Genomic DNA, 15,946 nt, shown 5'->3' with positions numbered 1-15,946 from the left:
GATCTCAGAACTTGTAGCTCATGTTGATGCTGACGTTGCGCGGCTCACCCCAGGTGTAGGTGCTGTACCAGTTGAAAATGGTGTAGTACTTCTTGTCGAGCAGATTGCTGACATTCAGGTTGACCGAGAGGTTCTTGTCGATCTGGTAGCTGGCCATGGCATCGAGCAACCAGTAGCTGTCAACAGTGTGTTTGACGGTGCCCAGCGTGGGATGGCTGACGTCGCCCCAGGTTTTGTCTTGCCAGCGGGCACCACCACCCAGGGTCAGACCGGGCAGGTGCTTGGGCTTGTAGGTGGCGTTCAGGGTGAACTGGTTTTCCGGGGTCAACGTCGCTATCTTTTCTCCTTGCTGGCGGGAGATCTTGTGGTTGAACCCCGCGTGGATCTGCCATTGTGGTGTCAACTCGCCGGAAACCTCCACTTCGAAACCCTTGGTGCGCACACCGTTCATGGACTCATAGGCGGTGTCGCCACTGGGCGTCAAGTTGCTGGTGGCATTGGCATAGTTGTCCTGGTCCAGCAAAAAGACGGCGGCACTGGCGTTGAGGCGGCTGTCAAAAAAGCTGCTCTTGATGCCGACCTCGTAGTTCAGGCCTTCGAGCGGATCAAGCGTTTTGCCGTTGATATCTTGCTGGCTCTGCGGCTTGTAGATGCTGGTGTAGCTGGCGTAGAGGGAATACTGCGTGTTCAGGTCATAAACGGCGCCGAGGTAGGGCACGATGACGCCTGATCTCTCGGTTGTTTCGTTTTTGTAGTTTTGCACGCGGCTGCCGGCGATCAGTTTGAGGTCGTCGCGCAGGTTGAAGCGGGCCGTGGTGTAGAGCCCGCTCTCACGGGTGACTTCCCGATTGGTGTATCTGTTGGCTGCTGGCAGGTTGTCCCAGTCAGGCTCGGCAAGGTTGCCGTTCCAGCCGTCATAGTCGCTCAGGCTGGTATTGCCCGCCCAGTAGCCCTGATTGGTCCAGGTGCGTTCCGACAGGCTGCCACCAAGCACCAGTTCGTGCGTGCGCCCGAGCAGCTCAAATGGCCCGCTGGCATACACGTCCAGGGCATCGCCCACGGTCTTGCCGACATACTTGCCTTCCCAGGTGGAGACGCCGCTGCCGTCGGCAGGATTGGGGTAGCCGCTTGCCGCAGCACCGAGTGGTGCGTTGTAGCCGTTGATCTGGTGGTTGAACTGGGCTTTGAGCAGCCAGTCGTTGTCGAAGGTGTGTTCCAGCGTGGCGAAAGCGGTGCGCGTGTATTGTTCCCAACTGCTCCAATTGGCGCCATTGTTGAAGGAACGCGGCATAGCGTTGAAGTTGCCATTGCTGTCGTAGATCGGAATGCCGCCCCAGGTCGAGCGCGTCGGGGTGTTGTCCTGGTAGTCGGCGCCGAGGGTGAGCAGGGTTGAGGGGCTGAGGTCGGCTTCGAGCACGCCATAGAAGGTTGAGGTCTTGCGTTCATAACCGTCGAGCTGCGAGTGTTTGTCTTGGTAGGCCGCCACGGCACGACCGCGCAAAGTGCCTGCTGGGTTCAGCGCGCCGCTGACATCAAGCTGGCCGCGGTAGCTGTCCCAGGAGCTGGCGCCCAGGCTCACTTCACCCTGGAATTTCTTGGTTGGCTTTTTGCGGATCATGTTGATCGTTGCACCCGGGTCGCCGCTGCCGGTGAGCAGGCCGGTGGCGCCCTTGAGCACCTCGACGCGGTCGTAGATGACCATGTCGGTGAGTGTGTTTCCCGCTGAGTAGGATGAATCCCGTTGCATCGGGATGCCGTCGTACTGGAAGTTCTGGATGGCGAAGCCGCGCGCGTAATACTCGGTGCGTTCGCTGTCGTAGGTGACGATGCTGACGCCGGGTGTGTGTGCCATCACCGCGTCGATTGAGGTCAGGTTGAAGTCGTTCATCTCCTGGCGGGTCACAACACTGATCGATTGAGGTGTCTCACGCGGGGTCAGCACCAGTCGGGTCGCGGTGGCGATGGCGCCGGGTGTGTAGCTGCCTGTTCCCTCGGTGATTTCGCCCAGTTGGTTGGCAGTGACGGTGACAGCGGCCAGGGTGCCTGCGGCGATGGTGACAGGCTCAACTGTCAAGGTCTTGCCAACCACCTGGCCGTCCAGGCCACTGCCACGCAGCAGTTGGGCCAAAGCCTGTTTGACGTTGTGGGTGCCACTCACGGCATGGGCCTGTTTGCCTTGCACCAGCTCGGGAGGGAAGGCCAGTTGCAGTCCGCTTTGCTGTGCAAATGCGGCCAAAGCCGTGGCCAGAGGCTGTGCCGGGATGTTGAACGAAACGTTTTGCGCCAGCGCGGCTTGCATTGAGAGCGCCAGGCCGAGTGCGGCGGCGGCATGTGCCAAGGTGGTGCGGCGGGACGGAAGGTGTTTTCTCATGTGTTAGTGTCTTTCAGGTTGGTGTACTCACAACCTCTAAGACCAATGAATTCCCAAAACCCTGAAAGCTTTCAATCAATGAACTGAGTTATCGCAGTGCAACCTCTAAACCGCCGTTGGGCAGTTTGATCAGTTGTACTGGCAACACGCGCGGCAGTGCGGTCAGCCAGTCGTGGGCCTGTGCAATCCGCAAGCTTCCGCTGATCTGTAACCCGTTGGCGGATGCTGCTGTTCGCAATTCGAACGGTGCGTAGCGGGCCACTTTGTCAACCACATCGGCCAGAGGCCTGGCGTCGAAGTTCAGCTCACCTTGGCGCCAAGCGGAGGCCTTGTCTGCAGCGAGGGTTGTGGCATGGCCATGCCGAAGGCGCAGACCCTGTCCCGCAAACAGCTCATAACTTTTGGGCCCAAGCTGCACCATCACGTGCCCCGATTCCACCTGAACGAGTACGGTGTCGCGGTTTTCAATCTCGACCCCAAAACGGGTGCCCAGCACCCTGACTTCAACATCAAGCGCATGCACGGTGAACGGGCGGGAGGGATCGCGTTGTACGGCGAAAAAGGCAGCGCCTTGCAGCAGATGCACACCACGCCTGTCTGCTGAATAAGCCACTTCCAGTCTGCTGTGTGCGTCCAGTGTGATCTGGGAGCCATCGGGAAGTGCTTGCTGCAGCGAGCGTCCGCGAGGTGTTGCCAGTGCGGTTTGCCAACGCATGGCCTCGCGTTGCAGGTGCTGCCACAGTGCCGTGCCTGTTGTGCCGATGGTGAAGATACCCAGCAGCGCTGCCAACGATCTGCGTCGGCTGCTGCCAGCGCCCGTGTTGACGGGCGCTGGCGCTGTGCCGCGCCAAGCGTGTAATGCGGCTTCGAGGCGGCGGCTGGCCAGCATCATGTCGCGTTCTACCGTGTTGACTGACACCCCCAGCCGTTTGGCGATATCGACCTGGTTTTCTCCATGCAGTCGGTGTGCAATCAAGACCTCTCGGGCGCGTTCGGGCATGGCCTGTAACACCGCTTCAACGCTTGTGATGGCCTGACGGTACATGGCGCCGTCGGCCACATCCGGCGTTTGTGTGGGGTACAGGCTTTCGGTCTGAGTCTGCTCATGGAGATAACCTCGTAACCAGTTACCTCGCTGAAAATGGCTCATGGCAAGGTTGTGTGCCACGGTGAAAAGATAGGCGCGCGGATCATCCAGCTGTACATCTGCATCGGGGCCCGGCTTGCGCTCGGCAATCCTCAGCCATGTATCGTGTGCCAGGGCGCGGGCTTCGTCCAAGTTATGGGTCCGCCTGGCTAGGTAGTGCACAACTTCGTGGTAATTTTGCTCAAACCCGTCGAGCAGTGTGCGTGTGGAAGTGGCGAAAACAGTCATGGCCTGTATATGACACCGTGTAAATGGGAATTGTTCGCAATTGTAGATGTTTATGTTTCATGATTGAACAGATGTCGCGCTGACCCCGTTTGGGACGATCAGACAAAGCGCGCGATATACTTGTGGGCTTTCTCATCACTACGTACGCCTAGCACCGTTCACACCGAACCCCCTTACAGAGCAATTGCAGGAGTTTTCTCTTGGACAGCTTGGGCGTACCCGTAACCATTTCGGAGAACCCAGTGCTTTTGTCTCTCAAGGGAAATACCCCCCCCGCCATCCTGGCGCTCGCAGACGGCACGGTCTATGTCGGTCATGCCATTGGTGCCACTGGCGCCACCGTAGGCGAGGTGGTGTTCAACACCTCCATGACCGGTTACCAGGAAATCCTGACTGACCCGAGCTACTGCCAGCAAATTGTCACGCTGACCTACCCCCACATCGGCAACTATGGTGTCAACCCGCAAGATGTGGAGGCCAACAAGGTCCACGCAGCGGGCCTGATCATCAAGGACCTGCCGTTGCTGGCATCCAACTTTCGTTCCACCCAGACACTCAGTGAATATCTGGTGAGTGAGGGCACGGTCGCCATTGCCAACATCGACACCCGCCAGCTCACGCGTCAACTGCGCACCCAGGGTGCACAGAACGGCTGCATCCTCGCGCTGGCTGCTGGTGAAACGGTCACCCCGGCCGTGATTGAGAAAGCTGTGGCGCTGGCTAAAGCTGCACCCAGCATGGCCGGAGCCGACTTGGCCAAGGTGGTGTCGAGCACCACGTCTTACGATTGGCTTGAGACCGAGTGGCAGCTGTTTAACCCGGCTCTGGGCAATACCCCGGGTTATGGCACGTTGACCGAGCCGCGCTTTCATGTGGTGGCTTATGACTTTGGTGTCAAGAAAAACATCCTGCGTATGCTGGCCCAGCGTGGCTGCAAGGTCACCGTGGTGCCCGCGCAGACCTCTGCAGCCGATGTCCTGAAACACCAACCCGATGGCATCTTCCTGAGCAACGGCCCGGGTGATCCGGAACCCTGTGACTACGCGATCACCGCTGCCGCCGAGCTGATCGAATCTGGTATCCCCACTTTCGGCATCTGTCTGGGCCACCAGATCATGGCGCTGGCCAGTGGTGCAAAGACCTTCAAGATGAAGTTTGGCCACCACGGTGCCAACCATCCGGTCAAAGACCTCGACAGTGGTCGCGTCTCGATCACCAGCCAGAACCACGGTTTTGCAGTGGACGAAACCACGTTGCCAGCCAACCTGCGCGCCACCCATGTCAGCCTGTTTGACGGCACGCTGCAAGGCCTGGCGCGCACCGACAAACCGGCGTTTTGTTTCCAGGGTCACCCGGAAGCCTCACCTGGCCCGCATGACATTGGTTACCTGTTTGACCGCTTCATCGCGTCGATGGAGGCGCAGGCGTGAGTTTCTACGGCGTCACCGACTTGTGGACCTACGTGGTGGGGGCGTTTGGCATCATCCTGCTGCCTGGGCCTAACTCGCTGTATGTGTTGTCGGTGGCCACCGCGCGTGGCGTGCGTGCCGGTTACCAGGGGGCCTTGGGTGTGTTTGTCGGTGACACGGTGTTGCTGATCTGTACCGCACTGGGGGCGGCCAGTTTGCTGCGCACCCACCCGGCGCTGTTTTTGGTGGTCAAGTACGCTGGTGCGGCCTACCTGTTCTGGGTCGGGCTGAACTTGTTGTGGGGTGCACTCAAAGGTCTGCGGGCAAGCAAGGACGTGTTGCAGGCCACGGTCTCAGCATCTGCGCCTGCCACGGCGGCCACCGCAGCCCATCTGCAGCAGCCGTTTCGTCGGGCGCTGGTCATCAGCCTGCTCAACCCGAAGGCGATTTTGTTTTTGCTCTCATTTTTTGTGCAGTTCATCGACCCCACATACGCCCAGCCTGAGGTGCCGTTCCTGATTTTGAGCGCCATCCTGATGAGTTTCAGCGCCGCTTATCTGACGGCGCTGATTTTTGCCGGTGCCCGCCTGGCACAGACTTTTCGGCAGCGCAAGCGCCTGTCGTCTGGCCTGTCGAGTCTGGTGGGGGCTTTGTTTGTCTGGTTTGGAAGCAAGCTGGCGACCGCCAGTCTCAATTAAGTTGATATAAAAATAGGAGCTGTCAACCCTTTTATCCATTGGGCTAGAGGCAGTTTTAGTAAAAATTATGGCAAAACGTACTGACATCCAAAGCATCCTGATCATTGGCGCAGGCCCGATCATCATCGGCCAGGCCTGCGAGTTTGACTACTCTGGCGTGCAGGCCTGCAAGGCGCTGCGTGAGGAGGGCTACAAGGTCATCCTGATCAACAGCAACCCGGCCACCATCATGACCGACCCGGCCACGGCCGATGTGACCTACATCGAGCCAATCACCTGGCAGACGGTCGAGAAAATCATCGCCAAAGAGCGCCCGGACGCGATCTTGCCGACCATGGGTGGCCAGACCGCACTCAACTGTGCGCTGGACTTGTGGCACAACGGCGTGCTTGACAAATACACCGGTGCTGCCACCGGCAAATCGGTTGAGCTGATTGGCGCCACGCCCGAAGCCATCGACAAAGCCGAAGACCGCCTGAAGTTCAAGGACGCGATGACCAAGATCGGTCTCGGTTCGGCCCGCTCCGGCATCGCCCACAGCATGAGTGAGGCCTGGGACGTGCAGCGCACGGTCGGTTTCCCCACGGTGATCCGTCCCAGCTTCACACTCGGCGGCACGGGCGGTGGCATTGCCTACAACCCCGAAGAATTTGAAGTCATCTGCAAGCGTGGCCTGGAAGCCTCGCCCACCAACGAGCTGCTGATTGAAGAATCCCTGCTCGGTTGGAAAGAGTACGAGATGGAAGTGGTGCGCGACAAGGCGGACAACTGCATCATCGTCTGTTCGATCGAAAACCTGGACCCGATGGGCGTGCACACCGGCGACTCGATCACTGTGGCCCCGGCACAGACGCTAACCGACAAGGAATACCAGATCCTGCGTAACGCGTCTTTGGCGGTGTTGCGCGAGATTGGTGTGGACACCGGTGGCTCCAACGTGCAGTTCTCGATCAACCCAAAAGACGGCCGCATGGTCGTCATCGAGATGAATCCGCGCGTGAGCCGGTCCTCGGCTTTGGCTTCCAAAGCCACGGGCTTCCCGATTGCCAAGGTGGCGGCTAAGCTGGCGGTGGGTTACACGCTGGACGAGCTGCGCAACGAAATCACCGGCGGCGCCACGCCTGCCTCGTTTGAGCCGTCGATCGACTACGTGGTCACCAAGATCCCGCGTTTTGCCTTTGAGAAATTCCCCGCTGCCGACAGTCGCCTGACGACGCAGATGAAGTCGGTGGGTGAGGTGATGGCCATGGGCCGTACCTTCCAGGAATCGTTCCAGAAAGCCCTGCGCGGCCTGGAAGTCGGTGTGGACGGCATGAATGAAAAAACGCAGGACCGTGAGTTGCTCGAGAAAGAACTCGGTGAACCCGGCCCAGACCGCATCTGGTACGTCGGTGACGCGTTTGCTGCGGGCTGGAGTGTTGACGAGGTGTTTGACATCACCAAGATCGACAAGTGGTTCCTGGTGCAGATCGAGCAGATTGTCCAGCTGGAGCTGGAAATCGAGCGCCTGCCACAACCGGCGATTGGCACGGCTCTGGACAGCATCGATGCCGCGACGCTGCGAGCTTTGAAACAAAAAGGCTTCTCGGACCGCCGACTGGCCAAACAGTTCAAGACGACCGATACCGCTGTGCGCGCCCGCCGCCACGCTTTGGGCGTGCGCCCGGTCTACAAACGCGTCGACACCTGTGCTGCCGAATTTGCCACCAACACCGCGTATCTGTACTCCACTTACGAGGCTGAAGGCTCTGAATGTGAGGCGCAGCCCACCAACAAGAAAAAGATCATGGTGCTCGGTGGTGGCCCGAACCGCATTGGCCAGGGTATTGAGTTTGACTACTGCTGTGTGCATGCTGCACTCGCGATGCGTGAAGATGGGTACGAGACCATCATGGTCAACTGCAATCCAGAAACCGTGTCGACCGACTACGACACCTCGGACAGGTTGTACTTCGAGCCGCTGACGCTCGAAGACGTGTTGGAGATCGTCGACAAGGAAAAGCCGGCCGGTGTGATCGTGCAATACGGTGGTCAGACGCCCTTGAAACTCGCGCTGGACTTGGAGGCCAATGGCGTGCCGATCATCGGCACCAGCCCCGACATGATTGATGCGGCCGAAGACCGTGAGCGTTTTCAGAAGCTGCTCAACGAACTCAAATTGCGCCAGCCGCCCAACGCGACCGCCCGTACCGAGGCTGAGGCCCTGGAAAAAGCGTCCGAACTGGGTTACCCGCTGGTGGTGCGCCCAAGCTACGTGCTCGGTGGCCGCGCCATGGAAATCGTGCACGAACAGCGCGACCTGGAGCGTTACATGCGCGAAGCGGTCAAAGTGTCACATGATTCGCCAGTGCTGCTGGACCGTTTCCTGAACGACGCGATCGAGTGTGATGTGGACGCGGTGCGTGACTCGGTCGGCCGGGTCTTCATCGGCGGGGTGATGGAACACATCGAACAAGCCGGTGTGCACAGTGGTGACTCGGCCTGCTCGTTGCCGCCGTATTACCTGAAACAAGCCACCGTCGATGAGCTCAAACGCCAGACCGCGGCCATGGCCGAGGGCCTGAATGTGGTCGGCCTGATGAATGTTCAGTTTGCCATCCAGCAAAAGGACGGTCAGGACATCATTTTTGTGCTCGAAGTCAACCCGCGTGCCTCGCGCACCGTACCCTTTGTCTCCAAGGCCACTGGCATCCAGTTGGCCAAGGTCGCGGCACGTTGTATGGTCGGCCAGACGCTGGACGCGCAAGGTATCGGCGCCGAGGTGCATCCGCCGTATTTCTGTGTCAAGGAAGCGGTCTTCCCGTTTGTCAAGTTCCCCGGTGTGGACACGATTCTTGGCCCTGAGATGAAATCCACCGGTGAGGTGATGGGTGTGGGCAAAACCTTTGGTGAAGCCTTTGTCAAGTCACAGATGGGGGCCGGCTCCAAGCTGCCGCGTCCATTCAAGGCCGATGGTTCACCGAGTGGCAAAGTGTTTATCTCGGTCAAGGGCAGTGACAAACCGCAGGCGATCGAGGTGGCGAGGGCGCTCACTGCTATGAATTTTGCTGTGGTGGCCACCAAAGGCACGGCAGCATCGATCAACGCCGCAGGTGTGCCTTGTGCTGTGGTCAACAAGGTCACCGAAGGCCGCCCACACATTGTGGACATGCTCAAAAACGACGAGATTGTGCTGGTGATCAACACCGTGGAAGAGCGCCGCAACGCGATTGCCGACTCTCGCCAGATCCGCACCTCGGCGCTGCTCAACCGCGTGACCACCTTCACCACGATCGCCGGGGCCGAGGCGGCGGTGGAGGGCATGCGTTGTATGGACTCGCTGGATGTGATTTCGGTGCAAGAGATGCACGCGCAATTGAAGGGTTAAAAGAGTCGTCAACACGCCTAATTCGCGGCATAATTGAACAACACCGCCGGACGGCAACGTTCGGCGGTTTCATTTTGGCTTGCGCAAAACCGTTCCCACAGTCTGCTCCCACCTGGCGGTACCCCTTGTGTCTGCCGGGGTGGTCTCTCTGTTGGGATGGTTTTGTGTGTGTCTGGTTGAACTATTTTTATAACGGAGCTTCACGTGGCGACACTTCCCATCACCAAACGCGGTGCAGACAAACTCAAAGCTGAGTTGCACCAACTCAAAGCCTTTGAACGTCCAGCGGTGATCAACGCGATTGCCGAAGCACGGGCACAGGGTGATCTGAGCGAAAACGCCGAGTACGAAGCCGCCAAGGATAAGCAGGGTTTTGTGGAAGGGCGCATCCAGGAGATTGAAGGCAAGCTCTCGGCGGCACAAATCATCGACCCAGCCGACTTACACGCCGATGGCCGCGTGGTGTTTGGCTCGACCGTGGCGTTGGAAGATGAAGACACCGGTGATAAAGCCAGCTACCAGATTGTGGGGGAAGACGAAGCTGACATCAAACTCGGCCTGGTCAATGTCAACAGCCCGATTGCCCGCGCCCTGATTGGCAAAGAAGTCGGTGATGTAGCCGAAGTGCAGGCGCCTGGTGGCCTGCGCCGCTGGGAAGTGATCAGCGTCAGCTACCTGTGATGGTCTGGGCCTGGTTGCGCCAGCGGGTGAAAGCAGGCCTATTTTCATGAGTTCATTTTTGCCGCGTATGTCGGTCTGGATTGCCGCTTTGTGGTGGGGCAGCCTGACCACGGTGGCTGGGTATGTGGTGCCGATGTTGTTTGCCCACCTGCCCAGTCCGGCCATGGCTGGCAACATGGCGGCCAAACTGTTCACCGCACAGACTTGGGTGGCGCTGGTGTGTGGCCTGTGCTTGTTGATGGTTTCAAGGTCAAATCAGCCTCTGACCCACGTAGAACGTGCGCAAGCAGCTATTGTTTATGTAGTTCTGGGGATGTTGCTGGCTTTGGCGTCAGAGCTGGCCGTGGCGCCGCGTATCGTGGCACGTGAGAATTTGCCGCTTTGGCACAGCGTGGGTGTGGGGCTTTACATTGCGCAGTGGCTGTGTGCAGGCCTCACGTTCAAGAAACTGCTTGGCAGAGCCGGTTGATCAGAGATGTTGGGTGTCAAGCGACCCGTGGGGTGCACGGATCGCAGCGTTGGCAAACGCCGATGAGCGCAGTGGCTCAGTTCTGGTTGCGTTTTTTGATGCTGACGGGTTTCTTTTTGGCGCGCTTGATCTGGCCGCCGGAAGTCAGGCGCTGGTTGCCCAGTACCCGCAGGGTTTTGACTTCGGGGCGTTGGCCGCCTCGTTTGCTGAACTTGAGGACTTTCACGTCCTTGGGGCCAGGCATTCGGTCTTCGTCAACGGTTTTTTCGCGCTCGGGCATGGGCCGCCAGAGCACCAGCAATTTGCCAATGTGCTGGATCGGCGCCGCGTTCAGTTCGTCGGCGAGGGTGGCAAACATGGTTTCGCGGGCGGCGCGGTCATCGGAAAACACCCGCACCTTGATCAGCCCGTGGGCATTCAGGGCGGCATCGGTTTCTTTTTTGACGGCAGCAGTCAGGCCGTCACCACCGATCATGACCACGGGGTCGAGGTGGTGCGCGTCGGCGCGGTGTGATTTGCGCTGGGCAGGGGTCAGTAATATTTGAGGCATGGCCGTATTATCGGCGAGATACACAAAATGAAATCAGCAGTTAAAAGCAGCAAGGTCAACCGCGCGTGGCTCAACGACCACGTGAACGATACCTACGTCAAATTGGCCCAAAAAGACGGTTATCGGGCCCGTGCGGCCTACAAACTCAAGGAAATTGACGAAAACCTGCACCTCATCAAGCCTGGGCAGCTGGTGGTGGACCTGGGTTCCACACCGGGCGCCTGGAGCCAGTATGTGCGGCGCAAGATGTCGCCCAAGTTGGCACAGGGTGGTGGTGGTGCAGCGGGTGCGTTGAATGGGCGCATCATTGCCCTGGACATCCTGCCGATGCAGCCGATTGAAGACGTGTTGTTCATCCAGGGGGACATCCGTGAAGATGATGTGCTCGCTGAATTGGCTGGCCATTTGCAGGGTCAACTGGCTGATCTGGTGATCTCGGATATGGCGCCCAATCTGTCAGGCATCGATTCAGCCGATGCCGCCCGCGTTGAGCATTTGGTGGAACTGGCGCTTGAATTTGCGCAGTTGCACCTGAAGCCACAAGGTGCGTTGGTGGCCAAGGTGTTTCATGGAGGCAGTTATGACAGCTTGGTCAAACGCTTTCGCGAGATGTTTGTGACGGTCAAGTGCATCAAGCCAAAGGCCTCGCGGGACCGTTCATCCGAAACTTTTCTGGTGGGGCTGGTGCAAAAAAATGCAGCATTTCCATGCACTCGCTGAGGATGATCCCTTCTCTGTGCTGGTTGCATGAACCTGAAAAGCCTAGAATTGTGCCCTTGAGTTTTTAACGCCTGTCATGCGTTTTTATTGGAGCTTCGCTTGAACAATCCATGGTTTTCAAAAATTGCGGTCTGGCTGGTCATCGCGATGGTGTTGTTTACTGTCTTCAAACAGTTTGACACTCGCCCGGCCGCGGGTGCGGCGTATGTGGGTTATTCCGACTTTCTGGAGGAAGTTCGCAACAACCAAATCAAGAGCGCGGTCATTCTGGAAGGGCAAAACGGCACGGAAATTGTGGCCACCACCAGTGATGATCGACGCGTCCGCACCACCGCCACTTACCTGGACCGTGGTTTGGTGGGTGACCTGATTGCCAATGACGTCAAGTTTGATGTGCGCCCTAAAGAAGAGGGCTCGCTCCTCATGACCCTGCTGGTGAGTTGGGGTCCGATGTTGTTGTTAATTGGTGTCTGGGTGTATTTCATGCGTCAGATGCAAGGGGGCGGCAAGGGCGGAGCGTTCAGCTTCGGCAAAAGCAAAGCCCGTCTGCTCGATGAAAACACCAACACCGTGACTTTTGCCGATGTGGCTGGTTGTGATGAGGCCAAGGAAGAAGTCAAGGAAGTGGTCGACTTTTTGAAAGACCCGGCCAAGTTCCAGAAACTCGGCGGTCGTATCCCGCGCGGCTTGTTGCTGGTGGGCCCGCCCGGCACTGGTAAAACATTGCTGGCCAAGAGCATCGCCGGTGAAGCCAAGGTGCCATTTTTCAGCATCTCGGGTTCTGATTTTGTCGAAATGTTTGTGGGCGTGGGCGCATCCCGGGTGCGTGACATGTTCGAGAACGCTAAAAAGAACGCACCTTGCATCATCTTCATCGACGAAATTGATGCGGTCGGCCGCCAACGTGGCGCTGGTTTGGGCGGTGGCAATGACGAACGCGAACAAACCCTTAACCAGATGCTGGTCGAGATGGACGGTTTTGAAACCAACCTGGGCGTGATTGTGGTGGCTGCCACCAATCGCCCCGACATTCTGGACGCCGCTCTGTTGCGTCCGGGCCGGTTTGACCGCCAGGTCTATGTGACCTTGCCAGACATCCGTGGTCGCGAGCAGATCCTGAATGTGCACATGCGCAAGGTGCCGGTCAGCGCCGATGTGAACCCTGGCGTGATTGCCCGTGGCACACCTGGGATGAGTGGTGCTGATCTGGCCAACCTGTGCAACGAAGCTGCCTTGATGGCGGCCCGGCGCAACGCCCGCACGGTGGAGATGCAGGACTTCGAGAAGGCCAAGGACAAGATTCTGATGGGTCCCGAGCGCAAGAGCATGGTCATGCCCGAGGAAGAGCGTCGTAACACCGCCTACCACGAGTCTGGTCACGCCCTGATCGGCAAGCTGTTGCCCAAATGTGACCCGGTGCACAAAGTCACCATCATCCCGCGTGGTCGCGCGCTGGGTGTGACGATGAGCCTGCCGGCGCAAGACCGATATAGCTACGACAAAGAGTTCATGCTCAACCAGATCAGTATGCTGTTTGGTGGCCGGATCGCCGAAGAAGTGTTCATGAACCAGATGACCACCGGTGCCAGCAATGACTTCGAGCGCGCCACCCAAATCGCCCGCGACATGGTGATGCGTTACGGCATGACGGCCGCCCTGGGCCCGATGGTCTACGCCGAGAACGAAGGCGAAGTGTTCCTGGGTCGCTCGGTGACCAAAACCACAAACATGAGTGAAGAAACCATGCAGAAGGTGGATGCCGAAGTGCGCCGCATCATCGACGAGCAATACGCCCTGGCGCGCCGCCTGATCGAAGAACACAGCTCCAAGATGCACGCCATGGCCAAGGCCTTGCTGGAGTGGGAAACCATTGACAGTGAACAGCTTGACGACATCATGGCGGGCAAGGAGCCGCGTCCGCCCAAGGACTGGACACCGCGTATGCCAACGGCTGGTTCTGACACTGGCAGTGGCGGTACCCCCGCTGTGAAAACCGACGCTGCACCACACGCAGCCTGATTCAGGCAAAAAAAGAAAACGGGGCGCGAGCCCCGTTTTTTTGTTGACCATGTATTGGCAAACCACCCGCTTCCAGATTGACCTGAGTGCCCCGAAGGTGATGGGCATTGTCAACGTCACGCCCGATTCTTTCTCGGATGGTGGCCACCATGACAACACAACAGCGGCACTGCGGCATGGCGAGGCCTTGGTAGTCGACGGAGCCGACATTCTGGACATTGGCGGCGAGTCGACGAGGCCCGGTGCGCCACCTGTGGGATTGGCGGAGGAACTGGCGCGGGTCGTGCCGGTGGTCAAAGAGGCTGTCAAGTTGGGTGTGCCGGTATCGGTGGACACCTACAAACCGCAGGTCATGCAGGCCGTGCTGGACCTTGGTGCCGACATCATCAATGACGTCTGGGCCTTGCGTTGGCGTGATGCGCAGGGTCTGGCCGACGCCACTCGCGTTGTGGCGGCCCATCCGAGTTGTGGTGTGTGCCTGATGCACATGCACCTGGAGCCCCAAACCATGCAAGTTCAGCCCATGCAGGGTGATGTGGTTCCCCAGGTACTCTCGTTTCTGGAGCAATCAGCCCTGACTCTATGCGGGCTAGGGGTTGAAAAGACCAGAATTTTGCTGGACCCGGGCATCGGCTTTGGCAAAACCGTGGCACAGAACTTTGCGCTGCTGGCCCGCCAGTCCGAGCTGCTCGCAGCGGGCTACCCCTTGTTGGCAGGGTGGTCACGCAAGTCGTCACTGGCGGGTATGACAGTGCGCGCGGATCAGGGTGAGAAGCTCGCCCCCCAGGAGCGGCTGGCGCCCAGCCTGGCAGCCGCACTGTGTGCTGTGCAGCAGGGTGCGTCGGTGGTGCGTGTGCACGATGTCAAGGAAACCGTGCAGGTTTTGAAAGTGCTGGCCGCTATAAGATCAACCCAACTCTCTCCGATGGATTCACAAGGACACACCGCTTCATGACGCGTCAATATTTTGGAACCGATGGCATTCGTGGCACCGTGGGGCAAAGCCCCATCACCGCCGATTTTGTGTTGCGTCTGGCGCATGCGGTGGGGCGCGTGCTCAAACGCTCCGAGGCGCGGCCTACGGTGCTGATTGGCAAAGACACCCGGATTTCGGGGTACATGCTGGAGAGTGCGCTCGAGAGCGGCTTCAATTCGGCCGGGGTCGATGTGGTCTTGCTGGGCCCCTTGCCCACACCCGGCGTGGCCTACCTGACGCGGGCGCAGCGCGCCTCGCTGGGGGTGGTGATCAGTGCCAGCCACAACCCGTTTGATGACAACGGCATCAAGTTCTTCAGCGCCCAGGGCACCAAGCTCTCCGATGACTGGGAGCGTGATGTGGAAGCGGTTCTGGCGATGGACCCGGTCTGGGTGGATTCGGCCAATCTGGGCCGTTCACGTCGCCTGGATGATGCCGCCGGTCGTTACATCGAGTTTTGCAAAAGCACGTTTGCCAACAACCTGACGCTCAAAGGGATGCGCATCGTGGTCGATGCCGCCCATGGCGCTGCCTACAACATCGCGCCCAAAGTGTTCCATGAACTGGGTGCCGAGGTGATTGCCATTGGTTGTGCACCCGACGGTCTCAACATCAACCGCGGCGTGGGCGCGACCCATCCCGAGGCGCTGGTGGATGCCGTCAAGGCACACCGGGCGGACATGGGTGTGGCACTTGATGGCGACGCTGACCGGCTGCAGATTGTGGATGCCCAAGGGCGGCTGTACAACGGTGACGAGTTGCTCTACCTGATGGTGGATGACCGGCTGCGCCGTGGTGAAGCGGTGCCCGGTGTGGTGGGTACTTTGATGACCAACATGGCAGTGGAGTTGGCCCTGATTGCGCGAGGTGTCACCTTTGTCCGAGCCAAAGTCGGTGACCGTTATGTCCTCGAAGAGCTCGAAAAAAACCAGTGGCTGCTGGGTGGTGAGGGTTCCGGGCATTTGCTGGCACTGGACAAACACTCCACGGGTGACGGCCTGATTTCTGCCCTGCAGGTGCTGCAAACCGTGGTGCGCAGCGGCCAGAGCCTGGCTACTTTGGTCAAGGAGGTGGTGTTGTTTCCCCAGACCATGATCAATGTCCGTTTACAACCGGGTCAGGACTGGAAGGCCAGTCCGCAGCTGGCACCAGAGACCCGAGCGGTCGAGGGCGAATTGGGTCAAAGCGGGCGGGTGCTGATCCGCGCCAGCGGTACCGAACCCCTGGTGCGGGTCATGGTCGAAGCGCGTGACGCCACCCAAGCCAAGGCATGCGCCCAACGTATTGCCAAAACCCTTACAGCCTGAGATC

The 15,946-nt window shown here is 59.0% G+C and carries 12 protein-coding genes; 9 read left to right on the top strand and 3 right to left on the bottom strand.

From position 1 onward, the window contains the following. Nucleotides 1-4: 4 nt before the first annotated feature. Both KKO72_RS12685 and KKO72_RS12680 read right to left on the bottom strand, forming a co-directional pair. On the bottom strand, nucleotides 5-2,371 hold the full coding sequence (locus tag KKO72_RS12685; RefSeq protein ID WP_214938788.1) for a TonB-dependent receptor: 2,367 nt from the start codon (nucleotides 2,369-2,371) through the stop codon (nucleotides 5-7). Nucleotides 2,372-2,459: 88 nt separating this feature from the next. Further along, entirely contained in the window at nucleotides 2,460-3,746 is a 1,287-nt protein-coding gene (locus KKO72_RS12680) for a sigma-70 family RNA polymerase sigma factor (protein ID WP_214938786.1), read from the bottom strand. A 242-nt stretch (nucleotides 3,747-3,988) separates the two neighbouring features. Here KKO72_RS12680 and carA point away from each other — a divergent pair, with 242 nt between their 5' ends. From carA to KKO72_RS12655, 5 genes are all read left to right on the top strand, one after another. Further along, a complete protein-coding gene (carA, locus tag KKO72_RS12675) occupies nucleotides 3,989-5,176 on the top strand; it encodes a glutamine-hydrolyzing carbamoyl-phosphate synthase small subunit (protein WP_214938784.1) in 1,188 nt (395 codons plus the stop codon). Then, nucleotides 5,173-5,853 (top strand): leucine efflux protein LeuE, encoded by a 681-nt coding sequence (gene leuE / locus KKO72_RS12670; protein ID WP_214938782.1) that lies wholly within the window; start codon nucleotides 5,173-5,175, stop codon nucleotides 5,851-5,853. The genes carA and leuE overlap by 4 nt, the downstream gene beginning before the upstream one ends. Before the next feature lie 67 nt (nucleotides 5,854-5,920). Continuing rightward, nucleotides 5,921-9,220 carry a carbamoyl-phosphate synthase large subunit gene (gene carB / locus KKO72_RS12665; RefSeq protein ID WP_214938781.1) on the top strand — a complete coding sequence of 1,100 codons (3,300 nt, stop codon included), beginning with the start codon at nucleotides 5,921-5,923 and terminating at the stop codon, nucleotides 9,218-9,220. 204 nt (nucleotides 9,221-9,424) lie between these two features. Then, a complete protein-coding gene (gene greA / locus KKO72_RS12660; RefSeq protein ID WP_078363239.1) occupies nucleotides 9,425-9,901 on the top strand; it encodes a transcription elongation factor GreA in 477 nt (158 codons plus the stop codon). Nucleotides 9,902-9,947: 46 nt separating this feature from the next. Beyond that, on the top strand, nucleotides 9,948-10,370 hold the full coding sequence (locus KKO72_RS12655) for a DUF4149 domain-containing protein (RefSeq protein ID WP_214938774.1): 423 nt from the start codon (nucleotides 9,948-9,950) through the stop codon (nucleotides 10,368-10,370). A 76-nt stretch (nucleotides 10,371-10,446) separates the two neighbouring features. On the opposite strand, the gene KKO72_RS12650 is transcribed toward KKO72_RS12655, so the two are convergent. Further along, on the bottom strand, nucleotides 10,447-10,920 hold the full coding sequence (locus KKO72_RS12650; protein WP_214938772.1) for a YhbY family RNA-binding protein: 474 nt from the start codon (nucleotides 10,918-10,920) through the stop codon (nucleotides 10,447-10,449). Between the two features lie 27 nt (nucleotides 10,921-10,947). On the opposite strand from KKO72_RS12650, the gene KKO72_RS12645 reads away from it, so the two are divergent. The 4 genes from KKO72_RS12645 (at nucleotide 10,948) to glmM (ending at nucleotide 15,942) form a co-directional block, all read left to right on the top strand. Beyond that, the gene (locus tag KKO72_RS12645; protein ID WP_214938770.1) at nucleotides 10,948-11,640 is read left to right on the top strand and encodes an RlmE family RNA methyltransferase; all 693 of its coding nucleotides are present in this window, start codon (nucleotides 10,948-10,950) and stop codon (nucleotides 11,638-11,640) included. A gap of 99 nt (nucleotides 11,641-11,739) precedes the next feature. Further along, the gene (gene ftsH, locus KKO72_RS12640; RefSeq protein WP_214938768.1) at nucleotides 11,740-13,659 is read left to right on the top strand and encodes an ATP-dependent zinc metalloprotease FtsH; all 1,920 of its coding nucleotides are present in this window, start codon (nucleotides 11,740-11,742) and stop codon (nucleotides 13,657-13,659) included. A gap of 49 nt (nucleotides 13,660-13,708) precedes the next feature. Beyond that, nucleotides 13,709-14,614: a dihydropteroate synthase gene (gene folP / locus KKO72_RS12635; protein WP_214938761.1), complete on the top strand. Its 906-nt coding sequence runs from the start codon at nucleotides 13,709-13,711 to the stop codon at nucleotides 14,612-14,614. Then, complete coding sequence (gene glmM / locus KKO72_RS12630; RefSeq protein ID WP_214938759.1) at nucleotides 14,611-15,942, top strand: phosphoglucosamine mutase; 1,332 nt, start codon at nucleotides 14,611-14,613, stop codon at nucleotides 15,940-15,942. The genes folP and glmM overlap by 4 nt, the downstream gene beginning before the upstream one ends. Nucleotides 15,943-15,946 lie beyond the last annotated feature (4 nt).

Source organism: Rhodoferax sp. U11-2br, from assembly GCF_018619435.1.
In the GTDB taxonomy this organism is placed as follows: domain Bacteria; phylum Pseudomonadota; class Gammaproteobacteria; order Burkholderiales; family Burkholderiaceae_C; genus Rhodoferax.
This window is presented reverse-complemented; position numbering and strand designations above follow the sequence as displayed.

Coding starts and splice junctions, on each gene's coding strand:
- KKO72_RS12655 (WP_214938774.1), top strand. CDS start 9,948: ATGAGTTCATTTTTGCCGCGTATGTCGGTCTGGATTGCCGCTTTGTGG.
- carB (WP_214938781.1), top strand. CDS start 5,921: ATGGCAAAACGTACTGACATCCAAAGCATCCTGATCATTGGCGCAGGC.
- KKO72_RS12645 (WP_214938770.1), top strand. CDS start 10,948: ATGAAATCAGCAGTTAAAAGCAGCAAGGTCAACCGCGCGTGGCTCAAC.
- KKO72_RS12685 (WP_214938788.1), bottom strand. CDS start 2,371: ATGAGAAAACACCTTCCGTCCCGCCGCACCACCTTGGCACATGCCGCC.
- folP (WP_214938761.1), top strand. CDS start 13,709: ATGTATTGGCAAACCACCCGCTTCCAGATTGACCTGAGTGCCCCGAAG.
- KKO72_RS12650 (WP_214938772.1), bottom strand. CDS start 10,920: ATGCCTCAAATATTACTGACCCCTGCCCAGCGCAAATCACACCGCGCC.
- KKO72_RS12680 (WP_214938786.1), bottom strand. CDS start 3,746: ATGACTGTTTTCGCCACTTCCACACGCACACTGCTCGACGGGTTTGAG.
- glmM (WP_214938759.1), top strand. CDS start 14,611: ATGACGCGTCAATATTTTGGAACCGATGGCATTCGTGGCACCGTGGGG.